Consider the following 19,722-nt stretch of genomic DNA (forward strand, 5'->3'; position numbering starts at 1 on the left):
CAGTAACTCCTGAAAATTCTGTTTTAACGAATGACGATCTGGGCCAGAACCTGGCCGCTGTCCTGATCCGCCACCACATCCTTAAGGGTGTTGGCTGCAACCAGGCTGATGCTTAAATGTTTGCCCCAATTGAAGTTGAGCCCGGCGCCGACGCTTTGCAGGTCGACATCGGCGGTGCCCAGTTCCATGGCGCGGCCGTAGTCAAAAAACACGAAAGGCTGCCAACGTTCGCTGAGGTTCCAGTAACTCTCCAGATTCAGCGTCATGCCTTGCGGCGATGCGATAACCCCTGGTTCGTAACCACGCACGCTGCTGATACCACCAAACTGGTATAGCAAAGTGGACGGCAGAGTCTCAGTATCACTGGCGTACTGCCAACCGAAGCGCCCCACTATCAGAAACTCCTTACCGACATTTCGGCTTACGTACGCGCTGCCATTCAACAATTGGTAGCTGCCGCTTTCGCCGGTGGTCTGGTTGTCGGTATTGGCCTGACGCAGACGCTGTTCGTAGCGCACATACCAAGGCGCGTCGCGGTATTCCACCTGGCCTTTGAGCAGCATTTCGTCGGCGCTGGTTTCGCTGAGGGTCAGGCTCTCGATGGTGGTTTCCGATTCCTGATGGTTGTAGCCCACGCCGCCGAGCCACTGCCAATGCTCGTTCACCCAGTACGGATGGTCGTAGCCCAAACCGTAGGTTTGCGATTCGCCTTCAATGTTCAGAGCGGCCAGCGGACCGGTCTGAATCTGCAACGTGTTGGCGCCCGCTTCCACGTACACCACGCCGTTGTAGCGGTTCACCGGACGGCTGTAGCGCAGGCTGCCGTATTCCGAGCCGTCGGTGGCCACCGCCACGGCGCTCAAGGCATCGGCCACGCCGGTTGGCGAAAACCAGTTCAGCGTGCCGCCATACTGTTCGCGCCCGGTACTTTCATTGCCGTAGTTGTTGACGAACAGCGACCACTGCAACGGGTCCGGCTCGAATGCCTGCATGTCGACCCGCGTGGTGCCGAAGCTCTGCCCCGGCGCCAGACTCGCGCTCACCTGCGGCCCAGGCGTGGTGGCGTTGAAGCGCTGAATTGAAGTCATCAGCGCAGTGCTATCCAGGGTTTCGCCTTTGCTGACGCTGAGGCGATTTTGATAAAACGCCTCGTCCACGGATTTCCGGTCCTGCCAGGTCACTTCATCGACCTTGGCTTCCACCAGCACCACTTTCAGCACGCCGTTTTCCAGGTTTTGCGGCGGGATGATGGCGCGCGCCGTGAGCTGGCCGCCCGCCTCATACAAGGCGTTGACCTCACGCAGCAGCGCATTCAAATCGGCAAAGCTCACCGGCCGCCCCACGTATTTCTGAGCGATGGTCTCGAGCGCTTCCTTGGACAAAAAGCCCGACGCGTTAAAGCTCACGCCGCTGAGCTGAAACTGCTCGCCCTGCTCCGGCAATACCTGGTCGGCCGGCATGTCGCCACGCAGCGCCGGCACCTGCGTGCGCTTGGCGCGTTCTTCGTCGATACGCTGCTGCTGAATACGCTCGATTTGCTGACGCTGCAGTGTCGGGTCGACCTGCCCCGGAATGCCCGCAGGCACCCCGCTGGGCAACGTCGCCGCCTGAACCGAACCCACCAGCCACCACGCCGTCAGCCCACCGATTACTACCCGCTTGATTACAGATCCCACTTGGTTGCTCCGTCCGTTGTTTCCTGGCCGGGCACGACGCTGTATTGCGGTTGCTGGCTGTCATTCATGTTCATGCGCGAATCCATCCGCATCTGGTTCCAGTTCGGCTGCCAGGTCTGTTCCGGTGCTTTGCCCGCTTTGAACGTATTCAAAATGGACGCCAGACGCTGTGCTGCCAGGCCCTGCGACATCTGCCCTTCGCTGAAGCTGGCGGCCGTGGTGCGCTGGGTGGTCACGCCGGTTTCAGACGGCGTGGCCGCGTGGGTTTCGCTGAAGTTGGTCAGCAACACCAGATGGGTGAATTTCCGGTGCAGCACATAGGCGTCGGTGGTGCTGGTGATGGCGTCCTGCTTGAGCTGGAAGGCTTTATCCAGTTCATACAGCTGCACATCCGCCAGCGGCTGATACAGCGGCGTCAGGTTGTCCATCAGCACGGTGGCCGCGGCGGTGTAGAGCTTGAGGAAGTCGACGCCAGCGGCATCGCGCAGGTCGATTTTCTGGCCGGTGGTGGTGATGCTGCTGTTTACGGCGTGCAAGCGCGGCGAGACGATGTCGGCCGCATTCAGCTCGGTGACAAAGCGCGTGGCATCGGCCGCGCCGGTGCCTTCCACCCACAGGTTCAACTGCCCGGCGCCGGTGTGGCGGCCGTACAGCTCAATGTCGGCGCCGTGCAGCGCTACCGAGTTGCCGATGCGTGCATCCGCTACGCGCACCAGGTTGCCCGACCACAAGCTCAAGGTCGGCGCGGTGGCCTTGGCCAGCACGATGCTGGCGTTTGTCGCCACGCCATTGCGCCAGCCAGCGTTCACACGGGCGCCTTGGTCGGCACTCAGCTCACGGCCGGTTGTGTTGGTCATGCTGTCGAGCAGCACCTGCCCGCCCGCCACCAGACGGTCGAAGAAAATGCTGTCGTCAGTCGAGCGCCAGGTCTGGTTTTCGAGGCTGCTGCTGGTGCCTTTCACTTCGATCAGCCCGCGAGCGAGCAGGTCGATGAAGCGGCTGGACGCCAGGTCATTAACCTTCATCACGCCGCCGGAAGTGGCGGAGATGTGGCCGTTACCAGCCGTGATAAGCGGCGTGTTGATGTCGCCCGAGGCGTTCAGCACGATGTCGCCGGTCTGGCTGATGCCGCTGTAAGGCAGGCCCGTGGAAACGATGCCGCCCACGCCCGTGCTCATATTGCCGACGTTGATCGCGCCGTTCTGCGCATCGAGGGTGATGTTGCCGCCGGCTTTCACCAGATTTCCGATGGTGATCGACTTGCCCGAAACGATGCTGGCATCACGACCCGCCGTCACGTTGGTCAGGTTCACTGCGCCGCCGATGATGAAGTTCAGGTCGCGGCCCGCTTCCGCATCACCGTTCAGGCTCAAGTCGCCACCTACACCCACCGTCAGGTCACGGCCGGCTTTGAGCGAATACTTGCCGCCAAACTTCACTTCCGGCATCGACAGGTCGCCGTTGGCGATGATCGACACGTCACGCTTGGCCTCGACTTTCAGGCCGGTGATATCGCCGTCGCCATTGGCCAGCAAGCCAGTGCTTTGCAGGAACACATCTTCATCCAGGCTCTGCACGCGGCCGAAGAACAGATTGCGCCCTTTGATCACCACCTGCTTGTTGGCTTCAGCGTTGCCGCCGAACACATCGCCGTCGGTTTCGACGTACAGGTTCTCAGCCGATTTCAGGTGCCAGTTGTTGGCGTTCAGCACTGTTGGGTCGAGTGGGTCAGCCAGCACGCCAAAGCGAATGGTGCCCAGCGAACCGGCCTTTGTGGTGAGCTTCATGTCGCCGCCGCTGTAGGCCTTGAGCACGGTCAGGTTGCCGTTGGTCAAACTGGTCAGCGTGGTCAGGGCGTTGACGGTGCCCAGGTCAGCCGAGCCTGCGCGCAGGTCGATGGATTGGGTTTTGCTGTCCAACGCATCCGCCGCAAACAACCCGCCCGCTTTCAGCGACAGCTTGCCGGTGTTGCTCACCACGCTGGCGAGGTCCGCCGAGCCAACGTCGTAGGTGGCATCGCTGGCTACCTGCGCGTTGCCGCCTTTCCAGTCGCCCAGGCCATTCACATTCAACGTGGTGCCAACGCTCAGGTCGCCATAGGTCAGCTGGGTCGCAGGCGTCAGCGCCGGGCCGGTGTGGCGCAGGGCCATCGAGCCGCTGGTGGTGGCGGTGGTCAGGTTCAGCGGGCCTGCGGTTTGCAGATCCAGGTTGCCGGTGACGTGCAGATCGCCAATCGCCGAGCCACTGCCTATGTTCAGGTCGGCACTCCCGCCGCTGGTCAGCGACTTCAGTTTCAGGTCGCCAGCGATGGTCAGACCGGACGTGCCGGTAACGGTGGCCGTGCCGATATCCGCGTTGGCGCTGGTCAGGGTCCACACGCCGCCGGTTTTCAACGTGGTCGCAATCAGGTCGCCGCTGAGGTCCATCAGCAAATTGCCGGTAGTCGCCTCGGCGCTGCCCAGGGTCAGGCTGGCGCCTTGCAGGTCGAGGTTGCTGTTGGCTTTCAGGCTGCCGATGTTGACCAGGCCGGTGCCGCGCAATTGCACGCTGGCGTTGTTGCTGGTCACGCTCGTAAGGCTCAGGTCGCCGAGGCTGTTGAGGAACTGGCTGCCGGCGCTGAGCAAGGCGCCGCTGCTGATGCCTGCGGCCAGGTTGGCGTAGATCGCGCCGGTGGTGGCGGTGACGTCCAGCGCCTTGCCCGACAGGGTCAGGTAGCGGCTGCTGGCGCCGATGTTGCCGCCGTAGGCGTTCAGGCGCAGCAGGTTCTGGGTTTTCCACAGGCTGTTGGCGTCGCTGGCGGCGAAGCTGTAGGCGCTGATGTCCAGGTCGGCGGCGCTGGCGGTGGTGGTCAGGTCGCCCAAGGTCGCGGTGCCGGTCACATCAGCAAACAGACCGTTGCTGGTGGTTACCGAGGCGCCGGAGGCCATGTTCCACTGGCCGCCGAGGCTCAGGTACAGGCCGCCCAGGCTGAAGTCGCCGCTTTGCAGCAGGTCGCGGGTTTGGCCGATATCGAGCAGACCACCCACGTTCACATCGCCCATGCGCAGCACGCCGGCCTGGCTGGCGGTGCCTTGCAGGCCGCCGATGTAGGCGTTGCCGCCGACGTCCAGTTTGATGCGGTCGTTAACGCCGCCGGTGCCGATCTGAATGCGATCGGCGAGCGTGCCGACGCTGCCGCTGACGTTCAGGTTCACCGCGCCGCCCAACAGGTTTTCACCCAGTTGGCTGGCCGACTTCAGGTTGCCGATCACTTTCAAGGTCAGCGAGTCGACGCCGGTGAGGCGCTGCACCGACAGGTCGCCATGGTTGATCAGGTTGATGAGGTTGGCGCGGGCGGTGAGGTTGCCGTCGATTTGCGTGTTCGAGCCGCCGGTGCCACCGATGGCGCCGTTGCCGGCTTCCAGCACCACATCATGGCCAGTGACGACCACGTTGCTGCCGTTGGCGCTTTCGATGTTGCCGTCGGTTTTAATGCGGACGGTCTGGCCTTTGACGTTGTAGATGTTGAAGTCTTGCTGGCCGCCCAGGTAGACGTCGCCATTGGCCGTGGCCGTGGCCGTGGCGGTGATGGTGCCGGTGGCCGTGACGTTGACGTCGTCGCGCTGCACCACGCTGAATTTCAGCGGGTTGGTGTCATCGAAGTAAATGTCGTCCTGCTCGGCACCGGCCAGGGCCGCACGTTGTGCGGTGCTCAGGTTGGCGCCGCCGCCGTTGCTGAGGTCGAACTGCACGTCGGCGTCCAGCGCCTTGCCGATGCGGTTGGCCTGCAGGGTGACGTTCTTGCCGGAAATGTTCATCGCTTCGTGGGTGGCCGATGAGCTGCTGCCACGGTTAAGCAAGCTGGCGGCAATGGAGAATTGCAGCTGGTCGGTGGTCCAGGCGGCGGTGCTGTTCATTTGCGTCAGCTGCGCGTCGCTCAGGGCGTACTGGTAATTCTCGTTGTAGCTCTGGCCGCCGAACTCGGCGTTCATGGCGGTGTAATCGGCCACGCGACGGGCTTGTTCGCTGGTCACTTGCGCATCGGTCCAGCCCAGGCCCTTGAGTTGGGTGATCTGGGTGGCGCTGAGCAAGGCCTGATTGGCGTCGAAGGCCTTGGCTGACCACACGCCGGTGTTGCTGTCGAGGCTCAGGCCACGCTTGGCCCAGTACTGCGAATAACGCTGGTTGCCGGCTTCGACCAACGCCGTTTTTTGCGCCGCGAGTGCGTCGGCAGCCTGCGTGCCGGTGAGGCCCATGCTGTTCCACAACGCCTGCATTTCGCTGAGCTTGCGCTCGTCGTAGCTGACCGTGGTGTTGCCATCGAGCAGGTCGCCGTTGCGCACTTTGATGCCGATGTTGCCGCCCGCCAGCACTTGGTCGAGCCACAAATCGCCGCTGGTTTCTTCTACATAGATATCGCCACCGGCCACGGCCTTGAGCATCGCCGAGCCACTGAGGCTGCCGGTGTCGAGGTTGAGCACGGTGTTGGCGCCGCCGATGTTGCCGGCCGCCTGCAAGCTGATGCCCTGCCCCTTGACCACCACGCCGCTGTTAGCGGTGAGGTCGCCCTGGGTGCTGACGTTGACGTTGCCGCCGGCTTGCAGGGCGCTGAGGTTCAGACCCGCCGAACCGGTGGCCTTGATGCCTTGCAGGTAAATGTTGTTGCTGGCCACCGCCGACAGGTTGTTGCTCACCTGCACACGCAGCGCTTGCGCCGCATCGCCCAGGGCACCGGCCGACAGGTTCAGGTCCTTGGCGGAAATCAGCACCGCGTTCGAGCCTTGGCTCAGCGCCTTGCCGCCGTTGAGGGTGATGCTGGTAGTGCCGCTTTCGTTGAACAGCGAGCCGAGCAGGCTGACGTTGCCGTACGAGGTCACGTCCAGTTTGCCGGCGTCGTAGCCGATGAAGCTGACGGCGATGTCGGAGTCGGCGCGCACGGTGTAGCGGTCAATTTCCTTGAAGCCCTGCTGGGTCACGGTGGTGCGCGTGGTGCGGTACACCTGGCACCAGATGAAGTGCTTCTTGCAGTAGCCGCCCATGTCTTTGCGGATCACTTCGGCACCGGTGGTGGCGTAGCGTTCGTCCGCCTGGGTTTTCACCGCGCCGGTGGCCAAACCGCCCGGTACGTTGCTGGCGTCGCCCATGTACTCGGCGCCTTCAATCGGCGTGCTGGCGCCTTTCACCGTGTTGAGGCTCAGGGTGGAGCCGTCGCCTGAGGGCACGAAGCCCCAGAACTCGTCCCAGTACTCGACCTTGGTGGTGGTGTCGCTGGTGTCGCGACCTTGCAGCCACACGTAGGAGCGGTTGTCGGTGGTGTTGTAGCTGGTGTCGCGGCCGTTGGTGGTTTTCACCAGGTACTGCGACGTGGCTTTGACCGCGTTGCTCCAGCCTTCGTATTGCTGCACGGCATTGCCGGCGTGGGTGTAAATGGTCGACCAGACGTCGTTCGGGTTGGCCGCCACTCGGCCCACGTCGTTGATGCGCAGGGTGCCTTCCACGCCCGAGCCGAGGTCGATGCCGGTGATGTTCAGTTGGCGCGTGGTGTTGTTCACCACCTTCACCTGGCTGTAGCCGTCGAGCACTTTCAGCGCGCCGTTGCCGGTACTCATGATGTGCCCGGAAAGCTCCATGTAGCCGCCCGCCACTTCCACTTTGTCGAGCACGATGCTCTCGGTGAGGAAGTTGTAGCTGTAGCCGATGGCGCCGCTGCGGGCGTCGGTGGTTGCCAGTTGCACGATGGCCGCGCCGCCGCGTTTCCACGCTGCACGCAGGCCATCGAGCGCGGCGAAGTTGGCGTCGTTGAGGGTCACGCTCCAATCCTGCACACCGCTCTGCACCAGGCCGTTGATGTTCAGGTACAGGGCGTTGATCACCACGTTGTTGCCGGCGACCACGCCGCTGCCAGCGGCCGGACCTTTGAGCACACCGTTGGCGTTGTTGCTCGCCGGGTCGCCACCGATGTGGGTGAAGGCGTCGAGGTTATTGAGCACGAAATCCTGGCCGGCGGTGAGCTTGAGGCTCTGGCCACGGATGTCGGCGTTGGCGTAGATGCTGCCGTAGCTGGCGGTGATATCGATCAGGCCACGCTTGTTGTTGATGGTGCCCTGCACATAGATATCCGGCGCCGGCATTTTCAAGCCCGAGCTGTCGATAATGCCGTTGGCCGGGTTGAAGGTGTTCTTCACCGTAATCACCGGCGCCGCCGAGTTTTCGGCCACTTCGATGACGTTGAAGTTGGCCGCCGCGTTGCCTCGGTTGGCCGAGGTGATGCCGGCCTTGTTGAGCATCTTGGTGTCGTTGAACAACAGCTGACCGCCCTCGCGGTTTGGAATTTCCAGGCCCGCCAGGCTGAGGAACGCCGCGCTGTCGTTGATGATTTCAATTTTGGCGTCGCCCGGTGCATGCAGCGCGCCGCTGCCCACCAGTTGATCGCCCTTGACGAAGATATTGCCCGGACGCGCCAGGATCGGATCGACGTTCAGAATCAGCACGTTGAGCTGGCCTGGCAGCGTGCCGTCGGCTGCGGTGCCGCCCATTTGCACGTAGAGCTTGTGCAGGGTCTGGTTGAGCAGGTTGAGCTCGGCCTGGAACGCGGCTTTCTCCAACGGCGAGAGGCCGTAGTTGCCGAGCTGCGTTTGCAGCTGCGCCACACGGGCAGTCAGCAGTTGCGAGTAATCGCCACTGGTCATGTTCCAGGTGATGCCGTCGCTGATCTGGCTGAACACCGGCAGCACGGTCAGGGTGCCGGTGGTACTGGCGGTGACGTTTTTCGGGTCCACCACCACGCCATCGACCAGGTACTTGAGGCCGGTGATGTGCAAAATTTGCTGGCTGTAGACGCCGGTTTCCATCGTGCCGTTAACGGTCACTTTGGCCAGGCCAGCGTTGAGCACGGTTTTGCCGCCGGTGATGTCCAGCGACACGCTGCCGCCCAGCGCCTTGATCAACGCGGCGGCCGCTTCGCGGTATAGGTCTTTGCCGATGCCCTCACCGGTCAGCACGCCGTAGCCGGTGCCGGCGTAGGCGTAAATGTCACCGACGCTGCGCAAGCTGCTGCCGGCGTTGACGGTGACATTGCTGTTGCGCTGGTAGTTGGCTTCGGCTTCGGGGTCGTTCACCACGGGGAACGCGGTGTTGTTCCACAGGTCGGTGCGCGCGGTCAGGGTGGCTTTGTTCATCGCCCCGCTGATGTCGAAACCGCTGTAGAGCTTGGTGTCGCCATAGCTGAAGAGCTTGGCGTTACTGTCCACCAGCACGGTGTAGTTGGCGCTGACCTTGGCCAGGCTGTTGCCCATCGCGGCGCCGGCCAGGCCGTAGGTTTTGGCGTTGGCACGGGCGTCGATGTCGTACAGACCGCTGGACGACAACACCACATCGCCAACGCTCCAGATGTCGGCGTTTTTGCCCACCGACACACTGGCGTTGGACTGCTTCACCTCAATGCTCGAATCGGCCTTGGCGATGGAGATCGCGCCGCCGCTGTCGAGCTTCACTTTGTCGCGGCCATACACGTAGTTGTAGGCCTGCACTTTCATGTGGCTCGGGTTGCGCCAGTCACCCGCCAGGGTCAGACGCACGCCGTCGCCGAGGCTGCTTTGCGTGGTCAGGTTGATGGCGCTGGTGCTCAGTGCAGCGGCCGCATCCACCACACCGCCAGAGCCGGACACCACGTTGAAATCGGCGCTGTCCGGTTTGATCACGTCACTGCGCGCGCTTTGCTCGTAGGCGCGGGTGGTCACGTAAGAGCCGCCGACCAGTTCGCTGATGGTGGTCAGGTTCACGCTGTTGATGGCATGCGCACCGCTGGCGCCGAGCAAGGCGGCGTTGGTGCTGTTGACGAAGCTGTTGAAGGTCGACAGGTGATACGACGCCAGATTCAACGCACTGAATGCAGCGGCCGTGCCGCTGCCACCCACGGCATACAGCGCCGCTTTGGTGGTGCTGTAGTCCCAGGTTTTCGCGATGGCGGCCGCCCCGCTGACCAGGCCGCCTTGGCCCGATACCGAGCTGGCCAGGTTATCGACGCTGGAATTGGCCGACACATTGAGCGCGCCCATGCTGCCGCTGAACACGCCGTTGACCAGCGCTTGGGTGCTGGTGTCGGCGGTGGCTTGCGCCACGGTGGCGCCCACGGCCAGCAAACCGCCGGCATAACCTTCGGTGGAGGCGCGCTGAACCACGTCGGTACCGGCTGCGAACGTCCAGTTGCCGCCGCCCACGCCGACGAAGCGGGTGCTGTTCTGGCTTTGCAACAGGCTGGTGCTTTCGTTGTGGGCGTTGGCGACCACGGCATTGGCCGACACGCCAACGCCGCCGCTGACGCCGAAGCCGTGCACGTTAACGGTGTCGTTGTTGCCGTTCTGGGTGATCAGGCTGTTGAACGTCGCGCTTTTGCCTTGCAGCAGCGCGCCGCTGGCGAAGGTCACGCTGGTGCTGGCCTTGGCCAGCGCATCAATCACCGACGCACCCGCCGACACCAAACCACCAAGTGCCACGCTGAGGCTTTCGGCCTTGAGTTGCGGGCTGGCTTCGGCTTTCACCGTCAGCGCGTTGCTGGCCGTGACGCTGGCGTTATTGCCCACCGATACGGTGGCGCTGCTGAGGTCTTTGGCGGTGATCACCGCCGCGTTCACACCCACCAGCAAACCACCGGCAGCACCTTGCGCCTTGAGGGTCACTGGCGCTTGCGAGCTGGCCGAGAGCGACACATCGGTGCCGCTGACGGTGGCGTTGGCCGCCACGTTGGTGGTGACGGTGCTGTTATGCGCCGCCACACCCAGCACCAGCCCGGCGCCGCCGAGGCCGCCGGCCGTTACGCCGAGGGCTTGTACGTCGAGCGCCTGTTTGTCGCTGGCCGAGGCGGTCAACGCGCCGGTGCTGGCAACAATGCCGCTGAGGTTGGCGTTGACCAGGTTGTTCAGCGTCGCCACACCAATAGCCGCGCCCAGACCAATGCCCAGACCGCCGGTGCCGGTGATGGCTTTCACCGTGACCGCCGGCGAGGTGTTGAGGTTTTGCGCCACGGCGTTAAGCGTCAGGCCGTTGGTGGTCAGGCTACCGCCCAGCACTTCTGCGATTACCCGGGCATTGGACAAGGTGTAGGCGATGCCCGCGCCAAACGCGGCGCCGCCAACCACGGCGCTGCCCGCCAGGTTGCTGGAATAGAGCTTGTCGCTGGCCGTGACGCTGCTGGCGCCGTTGACCTTGACCGTGCTGCCGCTGACGCGGGCAACGGTTTCCTGCTTGTAAGTGGTGTTCTGCAGGCGCGACTTCACCGCCACGTTGCTGGTGGCCGTGTTCAGGCGCGTTGTGTCGCTGCTGTTGCTGGTGGTGGTCAGCGTGGCGCGGTCGCCGTTGGCCGGCTGATTGACGGTTTGGTAATCGAGGTTGGCGTTGCTGTGCGAGCCGAGTTTGTCGCTCAGGCTCAGGGTGCCGTTGCCGCCGTTGTCGAGTTCGTCCAGCGGGTTGCTGCCTTCCTGCGTCAGCACGCCGGAACCGAGCAGCAACAGGCCGATGCTGCCGCCCAACGCCGAGTTGCCCGAGAGGCTGGCGGTCACGGTTTTCAGCGTGGCATCCACTTCGCGTTGGGCGTCGACGTTCAACTGGTTTTTCAGGTACGCGGTGCTGTTGAGCAGTTGCGCGCGGGTGGCGCTGTTGGCCACCAATACGCTGGCCGCTGCGCCGACTGAAGCGCCGGCGCCGGCCGCCACCGAGCCGCCCACCAACAGGGCATCGAGACGGTCTTTGGCGGTAATGCTCAGGCCACCGGCATAGGTAGAGCTGGTGCCGATATCGGCGTAACCGACGCCGGCTTCGGTGGTGTTTTCCAACATCACCACGGCGGTGGAACCGGCCATGGCCGCGCCGCCGCCCGAAGCGCTGGTGGCGGTGGCGAGAATGCCGGTGTTGGTGCTGGCGTCCACATCGACCTGGCCGCTGCTGGCCACGCGGGTGCGTGCGCCGCCGCTGGCCTGTTCGCCGATCCAGGCGCGAACCAGGCTCTGGTTGCTGGCATAACCGACGCTGGCGCCAGCGCCGACCGCACCACCGGACAAGGTGGCGACGTTTGGCGCCAGGCGGTTCAGCGATGCCGCGTTGAGCTTCAGCGAACCGACGTCGAGTTTGCTGCCAGTGTTCACCAGCGCTTGCGTGCTGCCTTTAAGAATCAGCACGCCGCCGCTGCCGGCCACACCAACAATGCCGCCGCCCAGGGTGGTGACGATGTCGCTTGCCGCTTGTGTCGAGTTGGCACGCACCAGCGTTTGGCCACGGCTGTTGACGGTGGCGTTGCTCAGGCGCGCGGTGGTGGCGCGGTCCATGATCACCGTGTCGATAGCCGCAGCAACGGCCGCAGCACCCAAGGACACCGCGCCGCTGAACACACCGCCAAAGGTGAAGCTGTGGCTGGACGCGGCCACGCTGACTTGCTGCCCGGCAATGGCGGCGCTGGCGTTGCCGGCGTCCTGGTTGATCTTGGCGTCGTCGATGTACGCCGTGGTTTTACCGCTGACCAGGCTGGTGTTGCTCAGGCCGGATACGGCAGCGCTGGCAATCGGCACCAGCGACACCGCCGTGCTCAGGCTCAACTGGCCGAGCTGCTCGCAGGAGCCGGCGCGAACGGCGATGCCGTGCACGGTTTCCAGGCCGGTTTTCAGGTCCAGCACCGGGTTGAACTGTTCGGCATCGGCCCAGGCGTTAACGTCGGGTGCGTTGCTGAGAATGCCGTTGTCCACCGACAAGCCGTTGGTGCCGCCGCCCAAGGCGTCGACCCGCGTGGCAGCGCCAGCAATGCCGGCCTCGGTGGTGCTTTCCAGTTGGTTGACCGACACCAGGCCGGCCACGGCGGCGGTGCCGCTGCCGGCAACCACCATGGCGCCGGAGCGGATCACGTCGCGGTTGTTGGCGAGCACGCCCACGTCTTCGCTGGCCTTGACCAGCGCGCCGCCGTTAATCAGCGCTTTGGCGGCGGTTTGAATCAGGTTGGTGGCGATACCCGCCGACACCGCAACGGTGCCGGAGAAGCCGGCCGAGATCGACGCCGAGTTGATCGCGGCGTCGGAACCTGCTGTCACCAGCAGTTGCTTGACGGTCCAAGTGCTGAGGTCTTTGTTGCCCGACAGGCGCGCTTCAATCTGGTTGGTGATGCGGTTGACCGCGGCGGCCACACCGACCGCCACGCTGCCAGCGCCCACGGCGCCGCCGGCCAGCGAGTTGATGGTGGAGGCGTCTTTGGCGGTAATCGCTACGTTATCGGCGCTGCCTTTGCTGGTGTCGATGGCCGCCGTGGTGACGGCGCCAATCAGGTTGGTGGTGTTGGAGAACACCGCCGCGCCCGTACCGGCACCGGCGCCACTGAGGGCCAGGGTGTCGATTTGCGCGGTGGTCAACGCCGACACCGTGAGCTTGGTGAAATTGGCGTTGGGGTCCAGGGTCAGGCTGCTGTTTTCGATCAGCGCCCTGCGTTCCTGGGTGATCTGCGTGACCGCCACGGCGCCAGCGCCCGCACCGTTGCCGGCGCCTTGCACGTTACCGGCCAGGGTTTTCACCGTGGCGGTGCCGTCTTCGACCAGCACGTTGACGGTGTCAGCGCCGGTCAGGGTAACGCCGCTGAGCGTTGCCAGGTCTTTGCCTTGCAGCAGGTTCACGGCCACCGAAGCGCCGACGGCGGCATTGCTCGAACCGCCCGCGCCAACGGCGGCGGAACGCACGGTCATGGCGCCGCGCGCTTGTACGTCGAGCTGCTCGGCGATGGTCAGGGTGCTGCCGGAAATGCGCGCGTCGCGGGTCAGGGTAATCAGGCTGTTGGCGTCTGCCGCGCCCACCGACAAACCACCGCTGCCGGTGATGGTGGCGGCCAGGGCGTTGATGGTGCGATTGCCTTCTACGCGCACATCCAGCGAATTGGCGCTGAGGCTGCCGCCGATAACGGAGGCGGTTTCAGTGCCCTTGAGCACGCTGGTGGTGACCGCGCCGTTGACGGCGATATTGCCGCCGCCACCCGCCGTGACGGCGATGGTGTTGATTTCCTGATTGGCGCCGGTGCGCAACACGGCGTCATCGAAACCGGTCACGGTCGAGCCGTTGATGGTGGCGGTGCGGTCGGCGTTGATGATGTTCACCGCCGAGGCGGCGCCGAACGAGCCGTTGCCGCCATAGGTCACGGCGCCGGCCAGCGAGCCGATGGTCAGGCCGTTGCCGCTGCTGGCTTTAACGGTGAGGTCGGCACCGCCGGTTTGGGTCACGGTGCTGCCGGTGATGCCGGCATAGTCCTGACCCAGAATGACGTTGTTCACCGACGAAATATTCACCGCACCGCTGCTGGCGCCGGCGCCGCCCACGGCGATGCCGTAGATTTCGCCGTCCAGGCCGCTGAGCACGGTGAGGTCGCCGCTGAGGTTGACCGTGCTGTTGCTCAGCAACGCGCTGCGGGTGCCGCTCAACTGGTTGTAGGCGAACGCGGCGCCAATGGCTGCGCCGCCGTCGGCCAGGGAAATATTACCCGCCGCCGACCAGATGCTGTTACTCAGGCCGGGCTGGCTGGCGTACACGCTCAAGGCTTTGGCGCTGAGGGTGCTGTGATCGAGCAGCGCCTCGGTGGCACCGGCGATACGGTTGTAGCTCACCGAACCGGTGAGTGCAGTGCCGCCGGAACCCGCTGCGCCGGCTACGGCCACGCTGCCGATCTGGCTTTGTTGCGCGGCCACGATGGCCGCGTTGCCGGTCAGGGTGGCGGTGACATACGCCAGCTGCGCCTGCACGGTTTGTTCGATGTCGGTCAGCGCCACAGCGCCGCCGATGGCGCCTTTGCCACCGAAGGAAATCGCACCGGCCAGCGAGTAATAACCGCCGGCTTTCTGTGCCGACAAATCAAGCGTGCCGGCCTGAATGCTCAGCGGTTGCGCGGCGCTGCCGAGAATTTGCGCTTTGACCGTGCCTCGGTCGACCACGGCGGTGCCCGAGCCCAGCGAAGCTCCCTTGCCGGAACCGGCAAAGCCCACCGCGGCGGCCAACACCTCGGTGGCGTTGTAAGCGGCTACTTTCAGCGCGCCCGTGAGGTCGGTGCTGACGTTGGCCATGCTCGCCAGGTAGTCACTGCCGGCGTAGATCAAACCAAACGCCGCGCCGCCTGCACTCTTGCCGCCGATGGCCACGGAACCGGCGATACCCAGAATCGCCTCGCCCGACACCTTGCCGTCGAACAGCGAGTGGGTGGTGCCGTCGTACTTGCCGTCGTTATCGGTATCGCTGCCATCGGTGGTCGTGGCGTTGACGTCGATGCTCGACAGGCTGTCTTCGTAGCCGAGGTCGGCGCCCGCCAGGGTGCCGGCGGCATTGGTGTCGAATTTGCTGTCCAGGTCGGTAAGGCTGGAGACGCTGCGCGCCTGCACATTCACCGCACCGCCAGTGAGGCTGGACGTTTTCAGACTGCCGCCGCTTGGCGTGTAGCCATCGACGCGGGCAGTGACCTGGTTGTCGAGCACACCGGCGAAAATCGAGGCGGCGCCAGATTCGCCCGAGGTCGCGGCTACGCCAAGGGCGGCGAGCAAGGTTTGCGTGGCGCTGTAGGCACCGACGTCGAGCGTGGCGAACGCGCTCGCCGTGCTGCCCAGCCATTCGGCTTTGATGGTGTTGGCGATGTAGGCCAACGTCACCGAGGCGCCGACGGCGCTGCCGCTAGCGCCTTTGGCGCCGGCAAACGCACCGCCGCCAATCAGCGAGCGCGAGCGATCATAGGCCAGCACTTGAACCGTGCTCGGCGCACTGGCGCGACCGGCGATGGTGCTGTTCTGCACCCGTGCCACGGTGCTGTTGGTGAACTGCCCGTACGAGCCGGAAATGGCTTTCGCATCGTTGGACACCGAACCCGCTGTCGCGGCGGCCAGGCCCAGGCCCATGGCGATCAGGTCGCCATCGGTGGCCGCGTACACCTTCAGTAGGTCGTTGTTGTTGAGCGTGGCGTTTACCACTTCGGCGGTGGTGACGTTGGCCAGGGCGTTGGCGGCAATGGCGCCGGCCAATGCAGAGCTGGTCTGCGACTGGTTGCCGTTTTTCGCCAGGGTGATGGCGCCTGCGCCTGAGCCGGCGAACTGGTGCGTCTGGTTCAGCGCTAGCACGTTGACCTTGCTGCCTTTAACGGCCGGGTCGCGTGGGTCGAGCACGATATCGCCGAGGCGCGCGCGGGTGGTTTGCCGCGACACATTGATGCTCACCGAACCGGCCACGGCCAGTGACGACTGCGGCACCTCACCGGTGCGCGTCGGGTCGTCGTCGAGCATGTTTTTAACTTGGTTCCACTTGGCTTTGGCTTCGCTCAGCACATCGCCCAGGCCCTGAGTGATGGCGCCCAGCAAGGAGGTGGCCTTGCTGGCGGCGCCGCCCGAGGCGTCTTGGTTCGCGGTGGCGGCGTCCTGCTTTTCCTTGTCTGTGCGCGCCACGGCGCCGGCCAGGGAAAACGCACCGCTCTGCCCGCTGGATACCGCTTGCATGTCGAGCTCATCGACATTCCAGGTCGACGACACACCCAGCACGCCGGGGATGCTCAGGGCGCGCCATTGGCGGTTGTCGCCAATCAGCGCCTGCACGTCGGTCTTCACATAATTGACCGCAATGCCGGCACCGACGCCGGTGTCTTCGGAGAAGCCCAGGGCGCCCGCCGCGCTCCACAGGCCAAGGATGTGCTTGGCGTCCATGTCGACGCGATCAGCTTTGACCGTGGCGCCATTGTTGATCGAGGCATTCACCGTGGTGTCGATCAGGGCCAGCACCAGCGAGCCATTGCCCGCCGCGCTCGGGCCTTTGCCGGCGGACGGACTGATGCCGATGAGCAGGTCTTTTTCCTTCGCCGCCACCGACACGCCTTTGCTGGTGACCTGCGTGCCGGCTCCAATGCCGGCGACCGCCGAACTGTCGTGCAGCATGATATTCAGGCCCGCGCCGACCGCGCTGCCTTTCTCGGATTTGGAGCCAAACAAGGCAATGCCGAAGTTGCCCGCCACGGCCAGACGCTCGACGCGGTTTTCAGCCAACAGGCTGACCGGAGCCGCCCAGTTGTTGCTGCCGTTGGCGGGCGTGGTGTTGCTCCAGTTATCGGTTTGCAGCGTCCACAGTTTCAGCAGGTTGCCGTTGGTGTCGAGGTCGCGCCACAGCTCGCTGCTCCACGCCCCGGTGCCGGTGGTGGTGAGGCTGCTGTTGTCGCCGACCCAGGCGGCAGCGTTGATGTCGTTCTTCATCACCGACACGGCGCCGGCCAGGCCGAGCTTGTCGGCATCGCCGGTGGCGTTGGCGTATTGGCTCGGCAGGTCGCCCGGGCTGCTCACGGCCTTGGCCATGTCTTTCAGGCCGTTGTACCAATCGCTCAGCGAACTCCACTCGTTCTGGCTGCCGAACGAAACGGCCGCTTTGTCGTTGATCGGCACTTCATTCTTGGCGCCCACGCCGATGTGGCTGGCTTTGACGGTGACGTTGTCGCCAATCAGCGCCTTGGTGTTTTGCTGCAACTGGCCGTAAACCATGGCCACGCTCATGGAACGCGCGGCGGTGTCTTTTTCTTTGACGTTGGAATTGATCGCGCTGGAGGCGGTGTTGCGCAAACTGGCCTGGTATTGCAGGGCTTGCACGCTGACGTCGCCGCTGACATCCACACTCAGCGAATTGCTGCTCGCCGCGCCCAACAGCGCTTGCGCGTTGTGCTCGGCCAGGGTGATCGCGACCGCCGAACCCACACGCAGTTTGCTGCCATTGGTGGGCTGCGCTTCGTCGAGGGTAATGCCCAGCAGGCTGGTGATTTTCGGCGTGATAAAGCTGATCGAGGGGTTGGTCAGCTTGGAAACCAGGAAGTCGAACGAGCCCTTGCCGACCTTCACTTCGGCCTTGGTGGCTTGCTCGTAAATGATGTCGACGGCGCTGACGTTGAGGTTGCGGCCTTTGCTCAGGTCGGCATTGAACTGCGCCTGGGTGCTGCTCTCGAACATCGACAAGGCCAACGCCGGACCGCCGCTGGCGCCCAGGCCAATGGCGTCAAACGACACGTTGTTTTTCAGGGTTTGCTCGGCCACCGCGCGGGCGGTGATGTCGCGGGTGACGTCAACTTGCGCGCCCTTGTTCACCGTCACATGGGTGTCCAGGTCGGTCACGCCCATGCCAAAGGCAAAGCCCATGGTGGTCAGTGCATTGCCGGCAGCGTCGTGGCTGTTGACCGCTTTGGTGTCCAGGTCGAGCGTGTTGTCGCTGGTGGCTTCAAGCAGTAAATCATTGCCGGCGGTGAGCTTGGCGCCGCTGGCCACTTCCACCGAGGTCTCGCCTTTCAGGCTGCCGAAAGTTAACCCCAGACCAAACGGAATCAGGCTGTTGAGGCCTTCAACTTTGCCGTTGATATTGCTGTCGATTTGCCGGGTACTTTCGGCGGTCACGCTGAGGTTATTGCTGGCTTTGAGATCGGCGCTGGCCGCGACTTTGACGGTGGCGTCGGAGCTGACAATTTGCAGGCCGATGAAATCTTGCAGCGCCAGCAGCTCACTGAAGTTCGCCGGGTTGGCCGCCAGCATCGATTTGAAATCGTCGCGGTTGTAGGTGTTCAGCGAGTCATACAGCGTGCCGAACGCCGACACGTTGTCCAGGCTCAGCAGGCTGCTGGCCCACAACGGTTTGATGATTGCTTTGCTGCGCGCATCGATAACGATGTCGCGGCCACGGATCAAGCCGCCAACGTTGACGCTCGCGGTGGCGGTGGTCCAGCCAGCCAACTGCTGGTCAGTGGCGAACGCTTGCACGGTCACGTTGCCGGCCTTGCTGGCGTCGGTGCTGTGGCTGGCGTCGAGGGTGGAGCCGCTTTCCAGGGTGACGCTGGCAACGCCCAGGCCGCCGGCAAAAATCGCGCGGGGGGTGGATGGCAGCAGATTCAGGTCGGCGGCGGTGGTGTTGTCGTCACCGCAGAAGGTGCAGCTGATGTCGCTCAGCGCTTGCACCGTGATGTCGCCCGCCTTGCCGGCGCCACTGGCGGTGGTACTGACCTTGGCGCCACTGGCCACGGTAATGCTCGGCGCTTCGACGATCACGTCACCGGCATCTTTGCCGGCCGTGCCGCTGGTGTTGACCAGTGCGCCGCTCTTCAACTCGACCTTTTTCGTGCTGGCGATCTGCACGTTGCCGCCCGAGTTGTCGGCCATCAGCGCGGCCAACTCACCGCTGACCTCCACGCCGTTCTCGCCGACGATTTTGATCGAGCCATTGGCTTGCGCCAGGCCCGTGCCGACGCTTACGCCTTGCAGGTTCACGGTGTTGACGAACACCGTTTCGGCCGCCGAGGTACCGGCTTGCAGCGAGGCGCCGGCGGCAACTACCGCCGAAGCGGCGAACAGGTTGATCGAGCCGGACGTGTTGACCGTGCCCTTGATTTCCACCGTGCCGCTGCCGCCATCGAACTGACCGGTAGTCAGCGCCGTAACGGCGGCCGCGGCTTCGGCACTGGTGCCACCGTGGGCGATGGTGGCGAGGTTGCGCATGTCGGTGGCGGTCGGCGTGGTGACTACCAAACTGCCGACGTTAACCACACCGCTGGCCCCGACGACCAGACCGTTAGGGTCAGCAAAAATGATGTTGCCGCCGATCTTGCCGGCCGAGATGCCATTGAGCGTGCCGTTGATTTCGGCCTTGGCGTTGTGCACCAGGTTGACCAGATTCGCCGCGCCCGTAGGCACGTACAAATTCACGGTATTGCCCTGGCCGACCACGAAGTTACCGAAGGAGTTGAAACCGGTATTGCCATGCACCGTGGCGGTGGTGATGTCGGTTACCGTGGCGCTGGTGTTCGCGATGTTCGTCGCCGTGGTCATGCCCGACACCGAACCGATGCCGGCGCCGAAGTTGCCGTCGTGCACGGTGATGTTGTTGCCAGCGGCGGTCGCCCACGCTGGTATCACGCCGAGGCTGGCGAGCAGCGCGGCGGTGATACGGTTGGGTTGGAAGCGCGGCCCCAAACTCGCGGCTACAGCCTGTGCTGCAGGATGCTGGGGGGAATTACGCTTAACCATGACGACCTCGCTGTCGGGAACTTTCCACAACAGGCATT

The 19,722-nt window shown here is 64.1% G+C and carries 2 protein-coding genes; both read right to left on the reverse strand.

All coding sequences use genetic code 11. The features are described 5' to 3' along the window. Positions 1-23 precede the first annotated feature (23 nt). Positions 24-1,676: a ShlB/FhaC/HecB family hemolysin secretion/activation protein gene (locus ACZZZP_RS21665; protein WP_463384075.1), complete on the reverse strand. Its 1,653-nt coding sequence runs from the start codon at positions 1,674-1,676 to the stop codon at positions 24-26. Beyond that, a complete protein-coding gene (locus ACZZZP_RS21670; RefSeq protein ID WP_463536835.1) occupies positions 1,664-19,684 on the reverse strand; it encodes a leukotoxin LktA family filamentous adhesin in 18,021 nt (6,006 codons plus the stop codon). The genes ACZZZP_RS21665 and ACZZZP_RS21670 overlap by 13 nt, the downstream gene beginning before the upstream one ends. Positions 19,685-19,722: the final 38 nt, after the last annotated feature.

The organism is Pseudomonas sp. AC211 (assembly GCF_979258055.1).

What these genes read in the sequence shown, in the direction of transcription:
- ACZZZP_RS21670 (WP_463536835.1), bottom strand. Translation starts at nt 19,684, where the DNA reads ATGGTTAAGCGTAATTCCCCCCAGCATCCTGCAGCACAGGCTGTAGCC.